17 protein-coding genes are annotated in these 20,148 nt (G+C 67.6%); 12 read left to right on the forward strand and 5 right to left on the reverse strand.

What is annotated here, in order from left to right; all coding sequences use genetic code 11:
- Window positions 1-17 precede the first annotated feature (17 nt).
- Window positions 18-908, reverse strand: coding sequence for a DMT family transporter (locus ABFG95_RS23825; protein ID WP_063584021.1), 891 nt, complete (start codon window positions 906-908; stop codon window positions 18-20).
- Window positions 909-1,015: 107 nt separating this feature from the next.
- Between ABFG95_RS23825 and ABFG95_RS23830 the strand changes: the two genes are divergently transcribed.
- The 10 genes from ABFG95_RS23830 (at window position 1,016) to ABFG95_RS23875 (ending at window position 10,291) form a co-directional block, all read left to right on the forward strand.
- The gene (locus ABFG95_RS23830; protein WP_278992551.1) at window positions 1,016-1,996 is read left to right on the forward strand and encodes a DMT family transporter; all 981 of its coding nucleotides are present in this window, start codon (window positions 1,016-1,018) and stop codon (window positions 1,994-1,996) included.
- 50 nt (window positions 1,997-2,046) lie between these two features.
- Window positions 2,047-3,036, forward strand: coding sequence for a quinone oxidoreductase (locus tag ABFG95_RS23835; protein ID WP_049075269.1), 990 nt, complete (start codon window positions 2,047-2,049; stop codon window positions 3,034-3,036).
- Window positions 3,037-3,196: 160 nt separating this feature from the next.
- Window positions 3,197-4,705 carry an aldehyde dehydrogenase family protein gene (locus tag ABFG95_RS23840; protein ID WP_278992550.1) on the forward strand — a complete coding sequence of 503 codons (1,509 nt, stop codon included), beginning with the start codon at window positions 3,197-3,199 and terminating at the stop codon, window positions 4,703-4,705.
- A 67-nt stretch (window positions 4,706-4,772) separates the two neighbouring features.
- Window positions 4,773-5,654, forward strand: a complete 882-nt coding sequence (locus ABFG95_RS23845; RefSeq protein WP_278992549.1) for a transporter — start codon at window positions 4,773-4,775, stop codon at window positions 5,652-5,654.
- A 31-nt stretch (window positions 5,655-5,685) separates the two neighbouring features.
- The gene (locus tag ABFG95_RS23850) at window positions 5,686-6,876 is read left to right on the forward strand and encodes an amine dehydrogenase large subunit (protein ID WP_059269720.1); all 1,191 of its coding nucleotides are present in this window, start codon (window positions 5,686-5,688) and stop codon (window positions 6,874-6,876) included.
- Entirely contained in the window at window positions 6,873-7,430 is a 558-nt protein-coding gene (locus ABFG95_RS23855; protein WP_278992547.1) for a MauE/DoxX family redox-associated membrane protein, read from the forward strand. The genes ABFG95_RS23850 and ABFG95_RS23855 overlap by 4 nt, the downstream gene beginning before the upstream one ends.
- Before the next feature lie 20 nt (window positions 7,431-7,450).
- On the forward strand, window positions 7,451-8,089 hold the full coding sequence (gene mauD / locus ABFG95_RS23860; protein WP_049075263.1) for a methylamine dehydrogenase accessory protein MauD: 639 nt from the start codon (window positions 7,451-7,453) through the stop codon (window positions 8,087-8,089).
- Window positions 8,073-8,588: a methylamine dehydrogenase light chain gene (locus ABFG95_RS23865; protein WP_238910122.1), complete on the forward strand. Its 516-nt coding sequence runs from the start codon at window positions 8,073-8,075 to the stop codon at window positions 8,586-8,588. Before mauD ends, ABFG95_RS23865 begins: the two co-directional genes overlap by 17 nt.
- A 167-nt stretch (window positions 8,589-8,755) precedes the next feature.
- The gene (locus ABFG95_RS23870) at window positions 8,756-9,175 is read left to right on the forward strand and encodes a cytochrome c (RefSeq protein WP_238910121.1); all 420 of its coding nucleotides are present in this window, start codon (window positions 8,756-8,758) and stop codon (window positions 9,173-9,175) included.
- Window positions 9,176-9,316: 141 nt separating this feature from the next.
- On the forward strand, window positions 9,317-10,291 hold the full coding sequence (locus ABFG95_RS23875; protein ID WP_269888978.1) for a helix-turn-helix domain-containing protein: 975 nt from the start codon (window positions 9,317-9,319) through the stop codon (window positions 10,289-10,291).
- 36 nt (window positions 10,292-10,327) lie between these two features.
- On the opposite strand, the gene ABFG95_RS23880 is transcribed toward ABFG95_RS23875, so the two are convergent.
- Window positions 10,328-11,002: an epoxyqueuosine reductase QueH gene (locus ABFG95_RS23880; RefSeq protein WP_049075257.1), complete on the reverse strand. Its 675-nt coding sequence runs from the start codon at window positions 11,000-11,002 to the stop codon at window positions 10,328-10,330.
- A gap of 115 nt (window positions 11,003-11,117) precedes the next feature.
- Window positions 11,118-13,886, reverse strand: a complete 2,769-nt coding sequence (gene glnE, locus ABFG95_RS23885) for a bifunctional [glutamate--ammonia ligase]-adenylyl-L-tyrosine phosphorylase/[glutamate--ammonia-ligase] adenylyltransferase (protein ID WP_278992546.1) — start codon at window positions 13,884-13,886, stop codon at window positions 11,118-11,120.
- Window positions 13,887-13,986: 100 nt separating this feature from the next.
- On the opposite strand from glnE, the gene ABFG95_RS23890 reads away from it, so the two are divergent.
- Entirely contained in the window at window positions 13,987-17,607 is a 3,621-nt protein-coding gene (locus ABFG95_RS23890; RefSeq protein WP_254601191.1) for a YhdP family protein, read from the forward strand.
- A 103-nt stretch (window positions 17,608-17,710) separates the two neighbouring features.
- Window positions 17,711-18,058 carry a hypothetical protein gene (locus tag ABFG95_RS23895; protein WP_049075247.1) on the forward strand — a complete coding sequence of 116 codons (348 nt, stop codon included), beginning with the start codon at window positions 17,711-17,713 and terminating at the stop codon, window positions 18,056-18,058.
- Between the two features lie 197 nt (window positions 18,059-18,255).
- Here ABFG95_RS23895 and rho read toward each other — a convergent pair whose 3' ends face one another.
- Both rho and trxA read right to left on the reverse strand, forming a co-directional pair.
- Window positions 18,256-19,515, reverse strand: coding sequence for a transcription termination factor Rho (gene rho, locus ABFG95_RS23900; RefSeq protein WP_006218533.1), 1,260 nt, complete (start codon window positions 19,513-19,515; stop codon window positions 18,256-18,258).
- A 117-nt stretch (window positions 19,516-19,632) separates the two neighbouring features.
- Window positions 19,633-19,959, reverse strand: a complete 327-nt coding sequence (gene trxA, locus ABFG95_RS23905) for a thioredoxin TrxA (RefSeq protein ID WP_006387817.1) — start codon at window positions 19,957-19,959, stop codon at window positions 19,633-19,635.
- Window positions 19,960-20,148: the final 189 nt, after the last annotated feature.

A 20,148-nucleotide genomic window follows, 5' to 3' on the forward strand; every position in this document is an offset into this window, starting at 1 on the left:
TGCCTAGTCAGTAATTGTCAAGGCTGCTTTTGAGGGATGCTTTCCGAAGCCGATGACGGCGCCTTGCGCAACCCGGACCAGACGATCGCGGCCACGATCAGCGCCGCGCCCGCCATCATCCGCACCGTGGGCTGCTGGCTGAACAGGAGCCAGGCGAAGGCGATGGCGTAGACCGGTTCCAGCGCGATCACCAGGCCGGCGCTGCGGGCGTTCAGGCGGGTCAGGCTGGACACGAACAGGAAGTGCGACAGGCCGGTGCAGAACACGCCCAGCAGCGCCAGCCAGAACCAGTCCGTGGCGGGCAGGGCGGGCAGTTGGCCGACGGCGAACGGCAACATCACCAGCGCCACCACCAGGTTCTGCCAGCAGGCCACCTGCATCGGGTCCATGCCCGAGGCCGAGCGGCGGTTGCTCAGGGCCAGCAGGGCGAAGGTCAGGCCCGACAACAGGCCCCAGGCCAGGCCGATGGTGCCCTGGTCGGCCAGGTCGAACGACGGCGTGACCAGCACCAGTCCGGCCGTGACCAGGCCCAGCAGCAGCCATTCGGCCAGCCGTACCCGTTCGCGGAAGATCAGGCCTTCGAACAACGTGATGAACGCCGGGAAGCTGGCGAAGCCCAGGGTGGCGATGGCGATGCCTCCCACCTTGACCGAGATGAAGAAGGTGACCCAGTGGGCCGCCAGCAGCGCGCCCGCGATCACCAGCACGAACAGCTGGGCCGGCGTCAGGGCGCCGAGCAGGGGGCGGCGCCGCATGCGGGCGAACAGGCCCAGCGAGATGACGGCGAAGACCGCCCGGCCCAGCGTGATGACCGCCGCGCTGGCCTGGATCAGTTCACCGAAGACGCCGGTCAGGCCGAACAGGACGGCGGCGATATGGATATAGGCGAGGGCGCGGTGTCGGGTCATTCGCTGTGGGACGGCAAGGGCGGCGGCATGGCCGGGGGCGGGACAAGTGGCTAAAAAAGCGCGGCGCGCACGTGCAAATCGCGTTGCGCTGAATCTAAAATCATCGCATGAATCGTATTGCCAAGCTTTTGCCGGTCTCCCGTCCCTCCAGCCGCGCGGCCGGGTTCATCATGGCCGCGCTTGGCGCCATCCTGTTTTCGGCCAAGGCCATCGTCGTCAAGTTCACCTACCGCTACGGCATCGACGCGGTCACCCTCATCGCTTTCCGCATGTTGTTCGCCATGCCGTTTTTCGCGGCCGTGGCCTGGCACCAGTCGCGCCTGGCGGCGCGCGGCGAGATCGTCGTCATGACCTGGAAGGAACGGGTCCAGGTCTGCCTGCTGGGGCTGCTGGGCTACTACCTGTCCAGCTTCCTGGATTTCCTCGGGCTGCGCTATATCACCGCCAGCCTGGAACGACTGATCCTGTTCCTGTCGCCGTCGCTGGTGGTGCTGATTTCCGCGTTCTGGTTCAAGCGTCCGGTCGAGCGCCGCCAATGGCTCGCAATGACGTTGTCGTATGCCGGCGTCGTGCTGGTTTTTGCCCATGATTTGAGCTTCGGCGGCTCCGCCGAGGTGCTGTTAGGGTCTTTGTTCGTTTTCGGTTCGGCGCTCAGCTATTCTGTGTACCTGATTTGCTCCGGGGAACTGATCAAGCGCATCGGGCCGACCCGGCTGGTGGCGTACGCCATGCTGGTGTCGTGCGTGGCCTGCATCGTGCAGTTCTTCGTGATCCATCCCGCCTCCGTGCTGGTGCAGTCGCCAGGCGTGTACGGCTATTCGATCATCCACGCCACGCTGAACACCGTGGTGCCCGTCTTCATGCTGATGTGGGCGGTGGCGCTGATCGGCGCGCCGACCGCGTCGCTGCTGGGCATGTTGGGGCCGGTGTCGGTGTTGTTCCTGGCGTCGTGGTTCCTGCACGAGCCCGTCACGGTGTGGCAGATGGCCGGGACCGCGCTGGTCCTGGCCGGGGTGTTCGTATTGATGGGGGGCGGCGCCGCCAAGGCGCCGCCCGCCGCGCCGGGCGGCAGCGCGCCCGCGCGGTGACATCCGGTTTTCTCGCTTGAATCGCAACATTTCAATGAAAGGAGGCCAGCATGGCCAGCAATCTCGTCAAGGCAATCCGTATCGAGCAGCATGGCGGTCCCGAAGTCCTGAAACTGGTCGAGGTCGAAGTGCCGCCGCCGGCCGCCAATGAGGTCACCATCGACCAGCACGCGGCCGGGCTGAACTTCATCGATATCTATTTCCGCACGGGCTTGTATCCCCATCCGCTGCCCCACGGCCTGGGCTTCGAGGGCGCGGGCGTGGTCAGCGCCGTGGGCGCCGACGTCAAGCACCTGAAGAAGGGCGACCGCGTGGCCTACGGCCAAAGCCCGATCGGCGCCTACGCCAAGGCCCGCAACGTGCCGGCCAACCAGGTCGTCAAGCTGCCCAAGGGCATCGGCTTCGACGAGGCGGCCGCCGTGATGCTCAAGGGCCTGACGGTGCAATACCTGTTCCGCCAGACCTACCGCCTGCAGGGCACCGAGACCATCCTGTTCCACGCGGCCGCGGGCGGCGTGGGCCTGATCGCCTGCCAATGGGCGCGCGCGCTGGGCGTGAAGCTGATCGGCACCGTCTCCAGCCCTGAAAAGGCCGAACTGGCCCGCGCCAACGGCGCCTGGGAAACCATCGACTATTCGCGCGAGAACGTCGCCGAGCGCGTGCTGGCGCTGACCGGCGGCAAGAAGGTGCCCGTGGTGTACGACGGCGTCGGCAAGGACACCTGGGAAACCTCGCTGGACTGCATCGAGCCGCGCGGCCTGATGGTCAGCTTCGGCAATGCCTCCGGTCCGGTGGCGGGCGTCAATCTGGGCATCCTGAACCAGAAGGGCAGCCTGTACGTGACGCGGCCGTCGCTGGGTGTGCATGTCAACACGCTGGAAAAACTGCAGGCCGCCTCGGACGAGCTGTTCGATCTGGTCCTGAAGAAAAAGATCAAGGTCCGCATCGACCAGCGCTACAACCTGGAGCAGGCCGGCGAAGCCCAGACCGCGCTGGCCTCGCGCAAGACCACCGGCGCCACCGTGCTGATGCTGGATTGATCCGGCGCGTCGTGGACGCCACCGGCAAGGCGGGACGCGGCGAGCGTCCCGCTTTTTTTTGGCCCGTGCGCACCGGGACAAATCGCCATGCACGCGCGGACAAGCCAGCGCGCCGGGCCGTTGCTATGCTGGCCCGACCCTATCCGTTGGAGCCTTCCGCATGTCGTCCGTCCGCCCCACCGCCAGCGCTTCCGCCTCCGACCGCCCGGAATTGGCCGCCATCCGGCAGCACATGATCGTCGACGGCGAGCCGCTGCGCCAGGGGCAGGGTGATCCTATTGACGTGCACGACCCGGCCACCGGCGAGGTCATCGCCACGCAGCTGGATGCGGGGCCCGCGCAGATCGACCTGGCAGTGCAGGCCGCGCGCCGCGCGTTCGCCAGCGGGCCATGGCGGGCCTTGCTGCCGGCCGGGCGCGAACGCCTGCTGCTGAACCTGGCCGACCTGGTGGAACGCCACGGCGAGGAACTGGCGCGGCTCGAGACCCTGAACAACGGCAAGCTGCTGGGCGTGTCCCAGGGACTGGAGGTCGGCTCGGGCGCGCAATGGCTGCGCTACATGGCGGGCTGGGCGACCAAGCTGAGCGGCGACACGCTGTCGCTGTCGATTCCGTTCCCGCCCGGTGTCCAGTACAGCGCCTACACCCTGCCGCAGCCGGTGGGGGTGGTGGCGGCGATCATTCCGTGGAATTTCCCGCTGCTGATGGCGATCTGGAAGATCGCCCCGGCGCTGGCCGCCGGGTGCACGGTGGTGCTCAAGCCCGCCGAGGAAACGCCGCTGACCGCCCTGCGCCTGGCCGAACTGGTGCTGGAGGCAGGATTTCCCCCTGGCGTGGTCAACGTGGTGACAGGGCGTGGCGAGACCGCCGGCGCGGCACTGGTGGCCCATCCGGGCGTGGACAAGATCGCCTTCACCGGCTCGACCGAGGTCGGCAAGCTCATCGGCCGCGCCGCCATGGACGACATGAAGCGCGTGTCGCTGGAGCTGGGCGGCAAGTCGCCCGTGATTGTGCTGGATGACTGCGACCCCGATGTGGCCGCGCACGGGGCGGCCGCCGCCATCTTCTTCAACCAGGGGCAGGTCTGCACCGCCGGTTCACGGCTGTATGTGCAAAAGGGCCTGTACGCCAAGGTGGTGGAGCGGCTGGCCGACCTGGCCGCCGGCATGAAGCTGGGTTCCGGTTTTGCCGCGGATACGCAGGTGGGGCCGCTGGTGTCGGCGCGTCACCGGCAGCGCGTGATGGACTACATCGGCATCGGCCGCGCCGAGGGCGGCAAGGTGCTGGCGGGCGGCGCCGCGGGCGAGGGCGCCGGCTATTTCGTGCGGCCGACGGTGTTCGCCGACGTGGCGCCCGACGCCCGCATTGCCCGCGAGGAGATCTTCGGGCCGGTGGTGGTGGCCCAGTCCTTCGACACCCTGGACGACGCCGTGCGGCTGGCCAACGACAGCGCCTTCGGCCTGGGGGCCAGCCTCTGGAGCAACGACCTGACGCGGGTCCAGCGCCTGATCCCGCGCATCGACGCGGGCACGCTCTGGATCAACACCCACAACATGCTGGACCCGAACATGCCGTTCGGGGGTTTCAAGCAGTCCGGCATCGGCCGTGAGCACGGCCGCGCCGTACTGGACATGTACCTGGAGAAGAAGTCCGTTTGTATCGCTTACTAGACTGACGGCCGCGCCAGACAAGCCGGGAAATACCGGCGCGCGCGGCCGCGCAACCAAGGGGAAGTGCATGGCAGGCAAGACCAATTGCCGGGCTGGGGCGCGCACAGCATTGCTGCTGGCGGGCCTGGCCCTGGCGCAGGCGGCATGGGCCGGGGACCCCAGCGCGCGCGACTGGATACCCGCGCCGGTGGGCACGAACATCATCGCCGGCTACCTGGCCGGGCTGCGCTCGTCGGGGCTGTATTCGGCCGGCAAGCGCATCGACGGCGCCTCGGTGGACGTGGACGCGCTGATCTACCGCCAGATGCATTACCGGGAGCTGTTCGGCAAGACCGTGCAGCTGGAGTTCATCGTGCCGATGTCGCGCACCACGATGGAACTGCCGGGCGCCCCGCGCGACCGCCAGACCGGCATCGGCGACGTGACGCTGGGGTCGGCCATCTGGCTCTACAACAACGAGCAGACCAAGACGTGGTTCGCCTGGGAGCCGTTCGTGGTGGTGCCGGTGGGCCGCTACGACGGTTCGCGCCCCGACACATCGCCGGGCAAGAACCGCTGGTCCACCATCCAGGACTTCTCGTTCGTCAAGGGCGTGGGCGAGTCCACCTTTCTCGAGGCCATCGGCGAAGTGGAGATCTACGGCCGCAACAGCGACTGGATGAGCCAGACGCTCAAGAAGGACCCGTCCTTTCGCTTCTTCGCGCTGGCCTCCACCAATATCACGGACAACACCTACACCGGCATCCGCTACCGCTACGAGACCGGCGGCCGCGAGCGCGCGGCGGGCGAGACGGTGACCAGCCGCGCCCGCAACCACCAGCTGGCGCTGGAACTGACGCACCAGATCAACGACGCCAACCAGATCCAGATGCAGTACATCCACGACCTGAAGGTCGAGAACGGTCCGCGCATGCGGGGCGTGCAGATGCGCTACGTCTATGCCTTCTAGGAGCAACGCACATGACAGCAGGAGAGATCGAATGATTGCGCTTTGTGCCAACGGGAGGGCCGCCCGGGCCGGCAAATGGGCGCTGTGCGCGGCCCTGGCCGCGGCCGCCGGGCTTGCCCGCGCCGACCTGCCGGTCGAGGAGCTCAAGGGCGGCACCCGCCTGCCCCCCGCCACCCCGCACCGGCTGTACGTGATGGACGCGGTGTTCAACCACCTGGTCGACAGCCGCGTCAACATCTACGACGGCGACACCCTGAAATTCCTGGGGCTGGTGCCCTCGTCGTTCAACGGCCACATGACGGTGTCGGCGGACGGCAAGGACATCTACATCATGACCACCTATTACGAGCGCCTGAACCGCGGCAAGCGCACCGACGTGGTCGAGGCCTGGGACGCCGAGACGTTGACGCCGAAATACGAGGTGCCGATTCCCGAGAAGCGTGCCCAGGCGCTGAATTACCGCAACTACCTGCAGCAGAGCTCGGATGGCGGCCTGCTGTTCGTGCAGAACGCCACGCCGGCCTCGTCGGTGACGGTGGTCGATCTGAAGACGCGCAAGTTCGCCGACGAAGTGACCGCATCTGCGGGCTGCTGGAGCATCATCGTGCCGCCGTCGCGGCCGCGCAGCTTCGCCAGCATTTGCGGCGACGGCTCGTTCGTCACGGTCGACCTAGACGCCGCCGGCAAGCCCTCGGGCCAGCAGCGCAGCAAGCCCATGTTCGAGGTCGAGAAGGACCCGATCTTCACCCATACCGACCGGTTGGGCGACACCTTCTACTTCGTTTCGTACAACGGCAACGTCTACAGCGCCGATTTCAGCGGTGCCGAGGCGCGCTTCGGCGAGCGCTGGTCGCTGCTGGACGCCTCCGGCAAGGATCGCGGCTGGCGGCCCGGCGGCTACAACCTGCTGGCGGTGAATCGCGCCAGCAAGCGGCTGTACGTAGGCATGCATCCGAACGGCGCCGAGGGGTCGCACAAGACGCCGGCCGCCGAAATCTGGGTCTATGACCTGGCCACGCACAAGCGGCTGGCGCGCATTCCCGGCAAGAACGCGCTGTCGATGTCGGTATCGCAGGACGACAAGCCGCGCCTGTTCACCATCGACGGCGGCAACGTCAACATCTACGACGCGGCGCCCGCCGCGCCGGTGTTCAAGGGCGCGATCCAGGGCGCGGGTGAAACCGCCTTGCAGGTGGAACCACAGCCGGGAGGCGCGCCATGACCGATCCCGTCCTGCTCTATGCCGCCAGCGCGGCGCTGGCCTGCGTGCTGCTGCTCGGCGCGCTGGAGAAACTCAAGGACATGGCGGCGTTCAGCGCCGCCGTGCACGCCTACGACATTCTGCCGGCCGGGTTGGCCAGTCTTTTCTCCTGGGGCTATGTGTTGGCCGAGGCGCTGGCGGGCGCCTTGTTGCTGGCGCCGGGCCTGCGTGCGACGGGGGCCGGCCTGGCTTTGCTGGTGTTGGCGCTGGCCACGGCCGGCGTGGCCCTGAACCTGGCGCGCGGCCGCCGCGACATCGATTGCGGCTGCGGCGGTCCCGCCTTCCGGGGCGCCGCGGCGCGCGGCGCCGGGCTGTCCTGGTGGATGGTGCTGCGCAATGCCCTGCTGGCGTCGTGGACGCTGCCGGTGTTCGCCGCCGCGCAGGGCGCGTCACGCAGCCTCCAATGGACCGACGCCGCCTCGGTCTTCGGCCTGGCGATGAGCGCCGTGGCCCTGTATTTCACCGCCAACCACCTGCTGGCTTCGCACCTGAAGCTGCGTCACCTGCACATCTAGGAACAACGGAGCGACACGATATGGAAGCCTTGATCATTTCCAATTTTCTGCTGTGGGCGGTGGTGTTGTGCCTGCTGCTGGTCATCCTGGCGCTGTCGCGTCAGATCGGCGTGCTGTACGAGCGCGTCGCGCCGATGGGGGCGCTGACCATGGACAAGGGGCCGGCGGTGGGCGAAGCCGCACCGCGCTTCGAACTGGCCGACCTGCTGGGCCGGCGCCTGACGATCGGCGAGCGCGGCCAGCACAGCCAACTGCTGTTCTTCCTGTCGCCGACCTGCCCGGTGTGCAAGAAGCTCTTGCCGATCCTCAAGTCGGTGGCCGGCACGGAAAGCGCGTGGTTGCGCATCGTCCTGGCCAGCGACGGCGAGATGCCGGAGCATCTGGCGTTCTACCGCCAGGCCGGGCTGGAGCGCTTTCCCTACCTGCTGTCGACCGAGCTGGGCATGAAGTTCCAGATTAGCAAGCTGCCGTACGCGGTGTTGATCGACGAGTCCGGCGTGATCCGCGCCAAGGGCCTGATCAATTCGCGCGAACAGTTGGAAAGCCTGTTCACGGCCAAGGAGCTGGGCGTGGCCTCGGTGCAGGAATTCCTGGCCGGCGGCGCGCTGGAAGAGACCCGCATTTCACGCAAGGAGAACGGCAATGCGCTGGTTGGATAAGCTTGGAGAGCGCGCCACGCGCTCCGTCGCTCACACCACGTCGCGTCGCAGCGTGCTCAACCGCATTGGCCGTGTGCTGGTCGGCACCGCCTTCCTGGTGCCGGTGCTGCCGGTGGCGCGCTCGGCGCCCGCCGCGGCCAAGAAGCCGCAGACCGACGAGACCGCCTGCGACTACTGGCGTTATTGCGCGGTGGATGGCTTCCTGTGCTCGTGCTGCGGCGGCAGCATGACCTCGTGCCCGCCCGGCACCGCGCCGTCGGCGGTGTCGTGGGTGGGGACCTGCCACAACCCGCTGGACGGCAAGGACTACCTCATCAGCTACAACGACTGCTGCGGCAAGACGGCCTGCGGCAAGTGCATGTGCGCCTCGGCCGAACGCGAGCGGCCGGGCTACCAGATGTTCCTGCACAACGACGTCAACTGGTGCATGTCCAACGAGTCGTCGATCTTCCACTGCACCACCTCCGTGATCGTGGGGTTGGCCAAGAAGAAGCCATGATGGACACGCCGGAACGGGGCGGCGGGCGAGGGCGGTGGCGCGGGGCCGCTGCCGGGCTGGCCTGCGCGGCAATCGGGGCGGCGGTCGTGGGGGCGGCAGCGCTCGCCGACGAAGCGGTGCCTGCGGCCGCGCAGGCCGCCGCGGGGCCGCAGGCAGCGGCGAATGGCGTGCCCGGCGCCGACACGCTGTGGCAGGCCGCGCGCGCGGACTACGTATTGCAATGCGCCGGCTGCCACCGGGTCGACGGCCGCGGCAGCACGCCGCACGGCATTCCCGATTTCCGCAATTCGGTGGGCGCCTTCACGCACCTGCCGGCCGGACGCGAATACCTGGTCCGGGTCCCGGGCGCGGCCTACTCGCAGTTGAGCAATGCCGAGTTGGCCAATGTGTTGAACTGGCTGTTGCGCACGTTCAGCCCGGCGCAGTTGCCGACGGGCTTCCAGCCGTATACCGAAAGCGAGGTGGCCGCCGCCCGGCCGCACCGCTACGACGATGTGGTGCCGGTGCGCCACGGCCTGGCGCGCGAGCTGGCGGCGCTGGGATTTGCCTTGTCCGACTATTCGTATGGCAGCGCCCGCGCCCCCTGAGGCCGGGCGTCGCCTGGGGCCATGAACGGGCGATGGGGGACCTCGCATCGCCGCGTAGGGGTTGTCACCGATACTCCGCGCCCGGGGCTCGGTGATAGAAAGAAGATCGCCACCTGTTCCATGCCGCGCGCCGGAGTCGCCATGTCACCCCCCCTCGTACGCAGCGCGCCCCAGCAGTTCCTGGATTGCGCCAGCTGGCAGGAAAACATCAGCAACACGTTCGTGCCGCTGGAAGTGTCGGCGGCCGATCCCAGTCACTTTCGCAGCAGCGTGGCGGTCGATGCGCTGGGGTGGATGCAGATCTGCGAAATGCGCACCGGCGCGCAGCGCGTGCGGCGCACCAAGACGCTGGCCGAACGCGCCGAGGCGTCCGGCTACAAGGTGACCTTGCAGCTGGACGGCCGCAGCGAAATCCGCCAGGCCGCGCGCACCGCCCTGCTGATGCCGGGTGAGTGGGGCATCTACGACACCACCCGTCCTTATGAGGTCGATGTCGACGACAACGCGCATTTCCTGGTGATGCAGGTGCCGGGCAAGCAGTCCGAGGCCTGGTTGCCCGCCATGCGCAACGCGGTGGCGCGCAGCTTCAGCGCCCGCCACGGCTGCGGCCGCATGGCCATGGACCTGTTGCGGGTGGCCTTGAGCGAACACGCGCATCTGTCAGACAGCGCGGCGCGCGACGCCGCCAATGCGGTGATGCAGATGATGGGGCTGGACATCAGCGAGCGGGCCGGCGGGGGCGGACCGCAGGATCCTGCCGAACTGCGGCAGGCGCAGTTGCGCCGCGTCCAGCAGTACCTGATCGAGAACCTGCATGATCCCGAGCTGTCGCCGGCGACGGCGGCCGTGGCGTTGCGCGTGTCGCGGCGCTATCTGTACAACCTGTTCGCGCAGGCGGCCACCACGCCGGCCGATTTCATCCTGGGCGCGCGCCTGGAACGCTGCCGCGACATGCTGGCCGATACCGCGCAGACCGCGCGGCAGATCGGCGAGATCGCCTTCCGTCATGGATTCTCGGACGCGGCGCGCTTCAGCCACGCGTTCCGCAACCGCTATGGGGTGTCGCCATCGGAATACCGGCGCCAGGGACGCCAGCCGGACGATGAATCGGCCTGATGGCCGGGCCACGCGCGGTACGGGCCCGCGCGGGCCTTAAAGCTCTTCCGCGTTGATCAGGTCTTCCTTGCCGTAGAACTTCACGCCGATGTGGATGCGCTCGCGGCCCTGCGCGCGGCGGTGGCGGTTGGTGTCGCGCAGCGAGTAGACGCAGCCGCAGTATTCCTGCTGGTAGAAGTTCTCGCGCTTGCTGATCTCGATCATGCGCGACGAACCGCCGCCCTTGCGCCAGTTGTAGGTCCAGTAGATCAGATCGTCGTAGCGCGCGGCGGCGCGCTCGCCGCAGCCGTTGATCTGGTTCATGTCTTTCCAGCGCGAGATGCCGAGCGAACTGGTGATGGTGTCGAAGCCATGTTCGTGGGCGTACAGCGCGGTGCGTTCGAAGCGCATGTCGAAGCACGCGGTGCAACGCTCGCCGCGTTCGGGGGCGTTTTCCATGCCCTTGACGCGCTCGAACCAGTTGTCCATGTCGTAGTCGGCGTCGATGAATTCGATGCCGTGCTGCTCGGCGAAGCGGATGTTCTCCTGCTTGCGGATTTCGTACTCTTTGACCGGATGGATGTTCGGGTTGTAGAAGTAGATCGCGTAGTCGATCCCGGAAGCCGTCATGGCTTCCATGACCTCGCCGGAACAGGGCGCGCAGCACGAGTGCATCAGCACCTTGCGGCGGCCGGCGGGCAGGTCGAGTTTGGGGCGCACGAATTCGGACATGGTGAAAAACCGGCGGTAAGGCGCGGCGGTAAGGCGGAAAACTCCTTATTTTACGCTGAGTTGCCGCCCTGGCCAGTACGCCCGCCGGGAGGCGCCGGCAAGCGTCCCCCGTTGTTCAGCCCAACACCGCGTTCCACAGTTCCCGCACGGCGGCGCGCTCGGCCTGCAACTGGTCCGGCGCCACGCGCGCCTTTTCCACGCCCTGCATGCGCATCTGGTGCTGCACGCGCCGCAGCGTGCGGTAGGCGTCGCCGGCGCGGGTGGCCAATGACGGGTCGATCAGCCCGGCCTCGCCGGCCAGCCGCAGCAGAGTGATATTGCCCAGGTTGCGCACCAGCTGAGGGTGGGTGCCGGCATGGCTCAGCACCAGGTACTGCGTCACGAATTCGACGTCGACCATACCGCCGGCGTCGTGCTTCAGATCGAACTTGTCGGTGCTGTTCGGGTGTCCGGCGTTGATCTTCTCGCGCATCGCCAGCACTTCCTCGCGCAGCTTGGCGGTATCGCGCGGCATCACCAGGATGGCTTCGCGGATCCGCTCGAAACGCTGGCCGACCTCGCTGTCGCCCGAGGCGTAGCGGGCGCGGGTCAGGGCCTGGTGCTCCCAGGCCCAGGCGTGTTTCTGCTGGTATTGCTCGAAGGCCTCGACCGACACCGCCAGCAGACCGGCGTCGCCATCGGGACGCAGGCGCAGGTCGACTTCGTACAGGCGTCCCGACGAGGTCATGGTGGACAGCCACGAGGTCATGCGGCGGCCCAGCTTGGCGTAGACCTCCGACGCGTCCTCGCGCGCATCGTCATACAGGAACACCAGGTCCAGGTCCGAGGCGTAGCCCAGTTCCTTGCCGCCCAGCTTGCCATAGGCGATGACGGCGAAGCGCGGCGTGGCGCCGGCGACCTTGTTCACCAGCGGCCAGGTGCGGCGGATGGTTTCCGTCAGCAGCAGGTCGGCCAGCGCCGACAGTTGGTCGGCGAGCTTTTCAACGGTCAGCTCGCCTTCCAGGTCCTGCGCCAGCAACTGGAAGCTGGCCTGGCGCTGCACGTCGCGCATCAGGTTCATCTGGCGCTCGATGTCGGGATCGCCATCGGGCAGGCGGCAGGCGTCGAGGTCGGCGGACAGCTGGCGCGCGATCTGGGCGAAATCCAGCGGCTCGAACAGGGTGCGCCAGTCGATCAGGCTGTCCAGCAGCAGCGGGTGCTGCGTCAGGTACTGGGCCGCCCAGGGACTGGCGGCGACCATGCGCGCGACCCGCGCCAGGGTGTCCGGGTATTCGGCCAGCAGGGCCAGGTAGGCGCTGCGCTGGGCGATCTTCTCGATCAGGTCGAACAGGCGCACCGCCGCGTCCAGCGGCGCACTGGTCTGGCGGGCCGCGCGCAGCGCGGCGGGCAGCAGCGTTTCCATGCGGCGCCGACTGCTTTCCGGCAGGCTGCGCACGCGATGGCTGCCCAGCAGCGTTTCGGTGCGGCGCAGCAGGTCATCGGCCTGTTCGCCGAAGGCCTGGCGGATCTGCTCGGCCAATTCGCATTGTTCGTCGACTTCGGCGTCGGCGGACGCGTCGCCGCCGGCATCGGCCGTGTCTTCCTTGTCCATGCCCACCATGCGGAACACGTTGCGGAAGGTGCGGGAGACGAACTGGCGATGGGCGGCCAGCGTGCTTTCGAAGTCCTGCGCGCTCATGCCCAGGGCCGCGGCCAGCCCCGCCCGCAGCGCGGGGTCGCCCGGCAGCAGGTGGGTCTGTTCGTCTTCGCGGTACTGCAGCGCGTGCTCGGTGCGGCGCAGGAAGCGGTAGGCCGCCTCCAGTTGCCTGGCATCGTCTTCGGACACCAGGCCGGCGACCTGTTCGGCGTGCAGCGCTTCCAGCAGGCCGCGCTTCTGCAGCGCCGGCATGCGGCCGCCGCGGATCAGTTGCGCCAACTGCACCACGAATTCGATTTCGCGGATGCCGCCATCGCCCAGCTTGATGTTGTTGGCGCTGTCGATGCCGTTGCGGGCGGTGGCGCGGCGTTGCCAATCCTGGCGGATGCGCTCGCGCAGGGCGCGCAGCGCGGCCAGCGCGTCGAAGTCGAAATACTTGCGGTAGACGAAGGGCACGCGCAGGCTTTCCAGCTGGCGCGCCTGGGCGTCGCTGTCGCTGCCCTCGAATGCCCGCGCCGGCATCAGGCGCGCCTTGAGCCAGGCGTAGCGTTCCCATTCGCGGCCCTGGCCGATCAGGTAGTGCTCCAGCGCGTCCAGGCTCCAGGCCAGCGGGCCGGCGTCGCCATCGGGGCGCAGGCGCAAGTCTGTGCGGAAGACCTGGCCGTTGGCGTCGACCTCGGACAGCACCGGCATCATGCGGCGGGTCAGGCGGCCGTAGAACTCGTGGTGGCTGATGCGGCGCGGGCCGTCGGTGTCGCCTTCCTCGCCATACAGCATGATCAGGTCGATGTCGGACGAGACATTCAGCTCGCCCCCGCCCAGCTTGCCCATGCCGACGATCAGCATTTCCTGCGGCAGGCCGGTGGCCGGGTCGCGCGGCACGCCATGCACCGCGGCCAACTCCGCGGCCACGCTGCGATAGGCCGCGGCGACCGCGGCGTCCGCCAGCGCCGTCATCGCGCCCACCACTTCTTCGAGCGGCGCCAGGCCGGCCAGGTCGCGCACGATCAGGGTGCTGAAGACGCGCTCGCGCAATTTGCGCAGCACCTGGCGGCACAGCTCCACCGGCAGGATGTCCGGCGCGCCGGCGCCGGCCAGCTCCGCCTGCCATTGCGCCAGCCGCTCACGTGTGACCGGTTGTTGCACGGCATCTGCCAGCCAGGCGGCCAGATCCGGGTGGGCATCGAGTCGGCGGCGCAGGTGGCCGGACCAGGCAAGGGCGGGGGCGAACAGGGGGGGCGTGGACATGGTGATCGGACGGAGACGAATGGGCGCGTTTCAGGTATAAGTGGGGACGATACCGCAAGACTATTCTCCTGCCCACCGATCCGTGTCTGTTTCAAAGAAAGTGCTCTGCTGCCTGTTCTGGGCGGTACTGACCGTGTACGGCGTCGTGGCCATCGGGCTCCTGGGCGTCCGCTATTGGGTCTTGCCGCGCGTGGATCAGTGGCGTCCCCAGATCGAAGCCTACGCCAGCCAGGCGCTGGGCGCGCGCGTCACGATCGGCGCGATCCAGGCCAATTGGCAAGGCCTCAATCCCAGGCTGGAACTGGCCTCGGTCCAAGTCTACGACGACCAGCCGCAACCGGTGCTGACGCTGCCCTCGGTCTCGGCGGTGCTGGCCTGGCGCAGCCTGCTGACGCTGTCGCCCAAGCTGGTGCGGCTGCGGGTGGAACAGCCGGAGCTGACCTTGCGGCGCGATGCCGACAATCGCCTCTGGGTGGCGGGGCAGGGCATCGACCTGAACGCCGGCGATCACCAATCCGACCTGAACCATCCCGCGCTGCGCTGGTTGACCGCGCAGCGCGAAGTGCTCATCCACGGCGCCCGCATCCGCTGGCAGGACGAACTGCGCCAGGCGCCCGAACTGGTGTTGAGCAATGTCGATTTCCTGGTGCGCAACGGCAGCCTGTCGCATCGCTTCGCTCTGCGCGCCGATGGCGATCCCGCCCTGGCCCGCAAGCTGGATCTGCGCGGCGAGTTCAATCGCAGCCTGTTCTCGGGCAATGCCGCCAGCCCCGCCAACTGGAGCGGCCAGATCTACGCCGCGCTGGACGACGCCGAGCCGCTGGCCTGGGCGCCCTGGATGCCGCCGCCGGCCATCAAGGGGCGCGTCACCGCCCGCGCCTGGCTGCAACTGGATCACGGCAAGTTCACCACCCTGACGGCCGACGTGGCCGCGCGCGGGGTCGATTGGGCCGCGGCCGCCGACGGGCCGGCGGTGCGCGGCGGCTATGCGCAAGCGCGCATCGAAGGCACGCCGGGCGATTTCATCGACAGCGAGCGCGTGCCGCTGGCGCGCAGCGCGGGGGCGGCGAACCTGGCGGTCAATGGCCGCATCGAGCAATTGCGCGTGACCTTGCCGGGCATCTTCGAGCAGCCCGAACTGGCCGCCAACGAGGTCGTGCTGGATGCCGGCATCAAGGGCGTCGACGCCCGCGACTGGTTTCTCGACGTGAGCCAGCTGCGCGTCACCAATGACGACCTGGACGTGCGCCTGCAGGGCCAGTGGCGCAAGGAAGGCAAGAGCGCGGCCGGCAGCGTCGACATGCGCGGCACTCTGGTGCGCGGCGCCATGAACGCGATTCACCGCTATCTGCCGCTGGAGGTCAACGCCGACGCGCGTGAATGGCTGGCGACCGGCCTGCCGGCCGGCCAGATGGAATCGGCGGCCATCACCCTCAAGGGCGACCTGGACGAATTCCCGTTCGGCGCGGCGGGATCCACGGGCGAATTCGTCATCGCGGGCGCCTATACCGGCGCCCGGGTCGACTATGCGCCGGCACGCCGGGACCGCAAGGCCTGGCCGATGGTGCAGAACCTGTCGGGCAATTTCCGGGTCGACAAGGTCGGGCTGGTGCTCGACAGTCCGGGCGGCGGCGTGTTCCAGACCGGCCCCGACCAGACGGTGACCCTGGGCGCGGTGACCGCCAGCATCCCCGACATGGAGCACCAGGCCGAGTTGACGGTCGTCGGCGAGACCAGCGGCACGGTGCCGGCCTATCTGGCGCTGGCCGGCAGTTCGCCGCTCGGGCAACTGCTGGACGGCGCCCTGGACGAGGCGCGCGGCACCGGCAACTGGCGCATGCCGCTCAAGCTGAAGGTGCCGTTGATGAACACCGACGACACCCAGGTGGAGGGCAAGATCCAGTTCGCCGACAATACCTTCACTTTCATGCCGGAAATGCCCTTGCTCAGCCAGATGCACGGCGACCTGGATTTCTCGGAAAAGGGCGTACATACCAAGGAAATCCGCGCGCAGTTCCTGGGCGGGCCGGTCAAGATCAGCGGCAGCCTGACCCAGCCGAACGACGCCCTGCGCTTCGAGGGCGTGCTGGCGGGGGCGGGGCTCACGCAGATCAGCAACGTGCCGGCGATGGCGCGTTTCTCGGGCAGGACCGCCTACAAGGGCAAGGTCGGCTACCAGCGCGGTGGTTCGGTGGAACTGTCGCTGGACTCGGATCTGGCCGGCCTGGCGATCGACATGCCGGCACCGGTGGGCAAGCCGGCGGCATCCAGCCGTCCGCTCAAGCTGCAATGGGGCGCCGCGCAGGATCGTGGCAACAAGGGGCGGCGCTGGCTGACCGCCAGCCTGGGCGACAACATCAATGCATTGTTCGAGCGTGACCCGGCCGATGCCGCGCCGTCCTATTTTGCGCGCGGGGCGCTGGGCATCGAGCGGCCCGCCAGTCTGCCCGATCGCGGCCTGAGCCTGAACGCCAGCCTGCCGCAGCTGGACATGGATGCCTGGGAAGCCGTGTCCGACGGCTTCAGCGCGCCAGCGGTCAAAGGACGCCCGGCGCCCCGGCCCCTGCTGCCGCCGGCCGAGCGCGTCAGCCTGGCGACCGGGATGCTGCGCACCAGTGGCTATACGCTGAACGACCTGACCTTGTACGCCACCCGCCCGGCGCCAGCGCAGTGGCGCGTCGATATCGAGTCGCGCCAGGCCGCGGGCTCGCTGTCATGGCGCGAGGCCTCCGGCGCGATCGCCGGCCAGATCACGGCCCGCCTCAAGCACCTGGCGCTGGGGGGCGCCGATGACAGCAACGAGGCCGACAAGGCGCTGTCGTCCGGCAACGATCTGTCGGACATCCCCGCGATCGACCTGCAGGCCAAGGAATTCCGTCTCTATGGCAAGAACCTGGGCGAGCTGCAGGTGCTGGGTACCAACCTGGAGCGCGGCCGGCAGTGGCGCCTGGACAAACTATCGATCACCAATGACGCGGCCGCGCTGAACGCGACCGGCGCGTGGCGCCTGGAGGGGCCCGACCGGGGCCTGACGGTGGACGCCACCGCCAAGTTCGAGAACGTGGGCAGTTTCATGGATCGAATCGGCCTAGAGCACGTGGTGTCGGGAGGCTCCGGCGGCATCAAGGCCAAGGTGACCTGGCGCAACCTGCCCTGGACCCACAACATCGCCGACGTCATCGGCGATGCCGAGATCACCCTGGACAAGGGGCGCTTCATGCATGTGAATTCGCGTACGGCGCGCCTGCTGGAGCTGCTCTCACTGCAATCGTTGCAGCGCCTGGCGCGGCTCGACGTCAATCCGACCAACCTGTTGCGCGACGGCTTCCCGTTCGACACCGTGCGCGGGCAGGTCAAGCTGGCCGATGGCTCGCTCAGGACCGAGGGCTACAAGATCAACGGCCCGGTCGCCGCCATCGTGCTGGCCGGCGACGTCAACATCGTGCTGGAGCGCTGGAACCTGAAGGCAGTGGTGATTCCCAACCTGGACGCCAGCGGCGCGGCGATGGTCACGGCGCTGGCGGTCAACCCTCTGATCGGCCTGGGCGCGTTTGTCACGCAATGGCTGCTCAAGCAGCCCCTGGCGCGCGCCATGACCATGGAATACGCGGTCACGGGTAGTTGGGACGATCCGCAGATCGACCCGATCGACGCCTCGGGCAAGCCTGCGCCCAAGCAGACGCCCAAGCCCCGCAGCCTGGAAGAGTTCATCGAGCACTGATCCGGTCGCGCCTCTTCCTGACATTGGGATACAGACCGTACAGACAGCAACGCATGCGGGCCATTAAGCTCCCGTCAGTCCTGATACTGCTTGGAGTCGACGCATGGCCAAGTCCCGCATCCGCCTGGCAACGGTGGTCGCATTGATGAGTGTTTCCGCCTGGGTCCAGGCCCAGGACCTGGTCCTGCCCACCATTCCCGAGGCGACGGATGCGATCGTCGACATGCTCGCGGGCACCGGCCTGTCGCGCCCGTCCGAGGTCAAACTGGGCACCTGTGTGGCCGCAGAGCAGGCCAGCCACCCGGGGCAGGTCGCCTGCACGGTGGCGGTGACGATGGGCGCCGCGGTCAACGAAAACCAGATGGACTTCTACAGGCAGGGCAAGACGTGGAAGGCCCAGCCCAGCATGTCCCAGGACAAGCTGCCGTTCCCCGATCCCAAGTTGCACTGAACGACGGCCGGGCGGCGGATCGGTTGCGGGCTGGCCGTGAGCGCCGCCGCGGATAGTGTGCGGGCCGACGGGCCCCTCTGGGTGGATTCAATGCGGGCCGGCTCGAAACGCCGCCCCTGAAAGCATTTGGCGAGGACCGCCGTGGGGCAATCCTCGCCAAATCGATGCGTGCGCCCGGCGCGCCGGGCGGCGACGGCTTACTTCTTCTTCATCATGTCGAAGAATTCGGCGTTGGTCTTGGTGGCGCGCATCTTGTCCAGGATGAATTCCATGGACTGGACTTCGTCCATGTCGTGGATGAACTTGCGCAGCACCCAGACCTTCTGCAGCAGGTCCGGCGCGATCAGCAGTTCCTCGCGGCGGGTGCCCGACTTGTTCAGGTTGATGGACGGGTAGACGCGCTTTTCCGCCAGGCGGCGTTCCAGGTGCACTTCGGAGTTGCCGGTGCCCTTGAATTCTTCGTAGATGACTTCGTCCATGCGGCTGCCGGTCTCGATCAGCGCGGTGCCCAGGATGGTCAGCGAACCGCCTTCCTCGAGGTTGCGCGCGGCGCCGAAGAAGCGCTTGGGACGTTGCAGGGCGTTGGCGTCGACACCGCCGGTCAGCACCTTGCCGGAGGCCGGCACCACGGTGTTGTAGGCGCGGGCCAGACGGGTGATCGAGTCCAGCAGGATCACCACGTCCTTCTTCATTTCGACCAGTCGCTTGGCCTTTTCGATGACCATTTCGGCGACCTGCACGTGGCGGGTGGCGGGCTCATCGAAGGTCGAGGCGACCACTTCGCCGCGCACGGTGCGCTGCATTTCGGTCACTTCCTCGGGGCGCTCGTCCACCAGCAGGACGATCATGACCGCGTCGGGGTAGTTGGTGGTGATGGCGTGCGCGATGTGCTGCATCATCACCGTCTTGCCGGACTTGGGGCTGGCGACGATCAGGCCGCGCTGGCCCATGCCGATGGGGGCGAAGACGTCCAGGATGCGGCCCGTCAGGTTCTCTTCGCTCTTGATGTCGCGTTCCAGGCGCATGGTCCGGTTCGGATGCAACGGCGTCAGGTTCTCGAACATGATGCGATGCTTGATCGCCTCGGGCGCCACGCCGTTGACCTTGTCCACCTTGACCAGCGCGAAATAACGCTCGCCATCCTTGGGCGTGCGCACTTCGCCTTCGATCGAGTCGCCGGTGTGCAGGTTGAAGCGGCGGATCTGGGACGGCGAGATGTAGATGTCGTCCGTGCTGGCCAGATACGAGGTCTCGGGCGAGCGCAGGAAACCGAAGCCATCGGGCAGGACTTCCAGCACGCCGTCGCCAAAGATCTGCTCGCCCTGCTTGGCGCGCCGTTTCATGATGGCGAACATCAGCTCCTGCTTGCGCAGGCGGTTGGCGTTCTCGATTTCCAGGCCAGCGGCCATTTCCAGCAGCTGCGAGACATGCAGCGCCTTCAGTTCGTTGAGGTGCATCGCGGTGAGTGTTGGGGGAAAAGTAAAGGAGGGTTCTGGCGGCGCGCCACGGACGGGCTCGCGCGGTATTGAATGCGCGCCGCCCCCAGGGCGGCGCCTTCGTTCACAGCACGCAGTTTACAACGCGCCGTCCAGGAATGCGGTGAGTTGCGACTTCGACAGCGCGCCAACCTTGGTGGCGGCAGCCTGGCCGTCTTTAAAGAGCATGAGGGTGGGGATGCCACGGATGCCGTACTTGGCGGCGGTGCCCTGGTTTTCGTCCACGTTGAGCTTGGCGATCGTCAGGCGACCGGCGTATTCGGTGGCGACTTCTTCCAGGATCGGGGCGATCATCTTGCAGGGGCCGCACCAGGCAGCCCAGTAGTCCACCAGCACCGGCTGGCCGGACTTCAACACATCGGCATCGAAGCTCGCGTCACTGACGTTCTTGATTTGGTCGCTCATGATGGTGATTCTCGGGTTCGGCAGCAAAAGGCGAAAAGAGGGACGCCTTGCCGTTGTTCTTGTATGTGGAATGGATTAAAGCATACCACTGTCAAAAACAACAGGCATACCACTGTTTATAACAACAGTATTCGCCGCTTTTGTGTAGGATATCGCGGCGCAGTTATCGCGACCCGGGGCATTGAACCC

Origin of the sequence: Achromobacter sp. HNDS-1, from assembly GCF_040084795.1 — a bacterium.
In the GTDB taxonomy this organism is placed as follows: domain Bacteria; phylum Pseudomonadota; class Gammaproteobacteria; order Burkholderiales; family Burkholderiaceae_B; genus Achromobacter; species Achromobacter ruhlandii.

Bases quoted from the DNA above. Each gene is read 5' to 3' on its own strand.
- ABFG95_RS23825 (WP_063584021.1), bottom strand. From the start codon at position 908: ATGACCCGACACCGCGCCCTCGCCTATATCCATATCGCCGCCGTCCTG.
- ABFG95_RS23830 (WP_278992551.1), top strand. From the start codon at position 1,016: ATGAATCGTATTGCCAAGCTTTTGCCGGTCTCCCGTCCCTCCAGCCGC.
- ABFG95_RS23835 (WP_049075269.1), top strand. From the start codon at position 2,047: ATGGCCAGCAATCTCGTCAAGGCAATCCGTATCGAGCAGCATGGCGGT.
- ABFG95_RS23840 (WP_278992550.1), top strand. From the start codon at position 3,197: ATGTCGTCCGTCCGCCCCACCGCCAGCGCTTCCGCCTCCGACCGCCCG.
- ABFG95_RS23845 (WP_278992549.1), top strand. From the start codon at position 4,773: ATGGCAGGCAAGACCAATTGCCGGGCTGGGGCGCGCACAGCATTGCTG.
- ABFG95_RS23850 (WP_059269720.1), top strand. From the start codon at position 5,686: ATGATTGCGCTTTGTGCCAACGGGAGGGCCGCCCGGGCCGGCAAATGG.
- ABFG95_RS23855 (WP_278992547.1), top strand. From the start codon at position 6,873: ATGACCGATCCCGTCCTGCTCTATGCCGCCAGCGCGGCGCTGGCCTGC.
- mauD (WP_049075263.1), top strand. From the start codon at position 7,451: ATGGAAGCCTTGATCATTTCCAATTTTCTGCTGTGGGCGGTGGTGTTG.
- ABFG95_RS23865 (WP_238910122.1), top strand. From the start codon at position 8,073: ATGCGCTGGTTGGATAAGCTTGGAGAGCGCGCCACGCGCTCCGTCGCT.
- ABFG95_RS23875 (WP_269888978.1), top strand. From the start codon at position 9,317: ATGTCACCCCCCCTCGTACGCAGCGCGCCCCAGCAGTTCCTGGATTGC.
- ABFG95_RS23880 (WP_049075257.1), bottom strand. From the start codon at position 11,002: ATGTCCGAATTCGTGCGCCCCAAACTCGACCTGCCCGCCGGCCGCCGC.
- glnE (WP_278992546.1), bottom strand. From the start codon at position 13,886: ATGTCCACGCCCCCCCTGTTCGCCCCCGCCCTTGCCTGGTCCGGCCAC.
- ABFG95_RS23895 (WP_049075247.1), top strand. From the start codon at position 17,711: ATGGCCAAGTCCCGCATCCGCCTGGCAACGGTGGTCGCATTGATGAGT.
- rho (WP_006218533.1), bottom strand. From the start codon at position 19,515: ATGCACCTCAACGAACTGAAGGCGCTGCATGTCTCGCAGCTGCTGGAA.
- trxA (WP_006387817.1), bottom strand. From the start codon at position 19,959: ATGAGCGACCAAATCAAGAACGTCAGTGACGCGAGCTTCGATGCCGAT.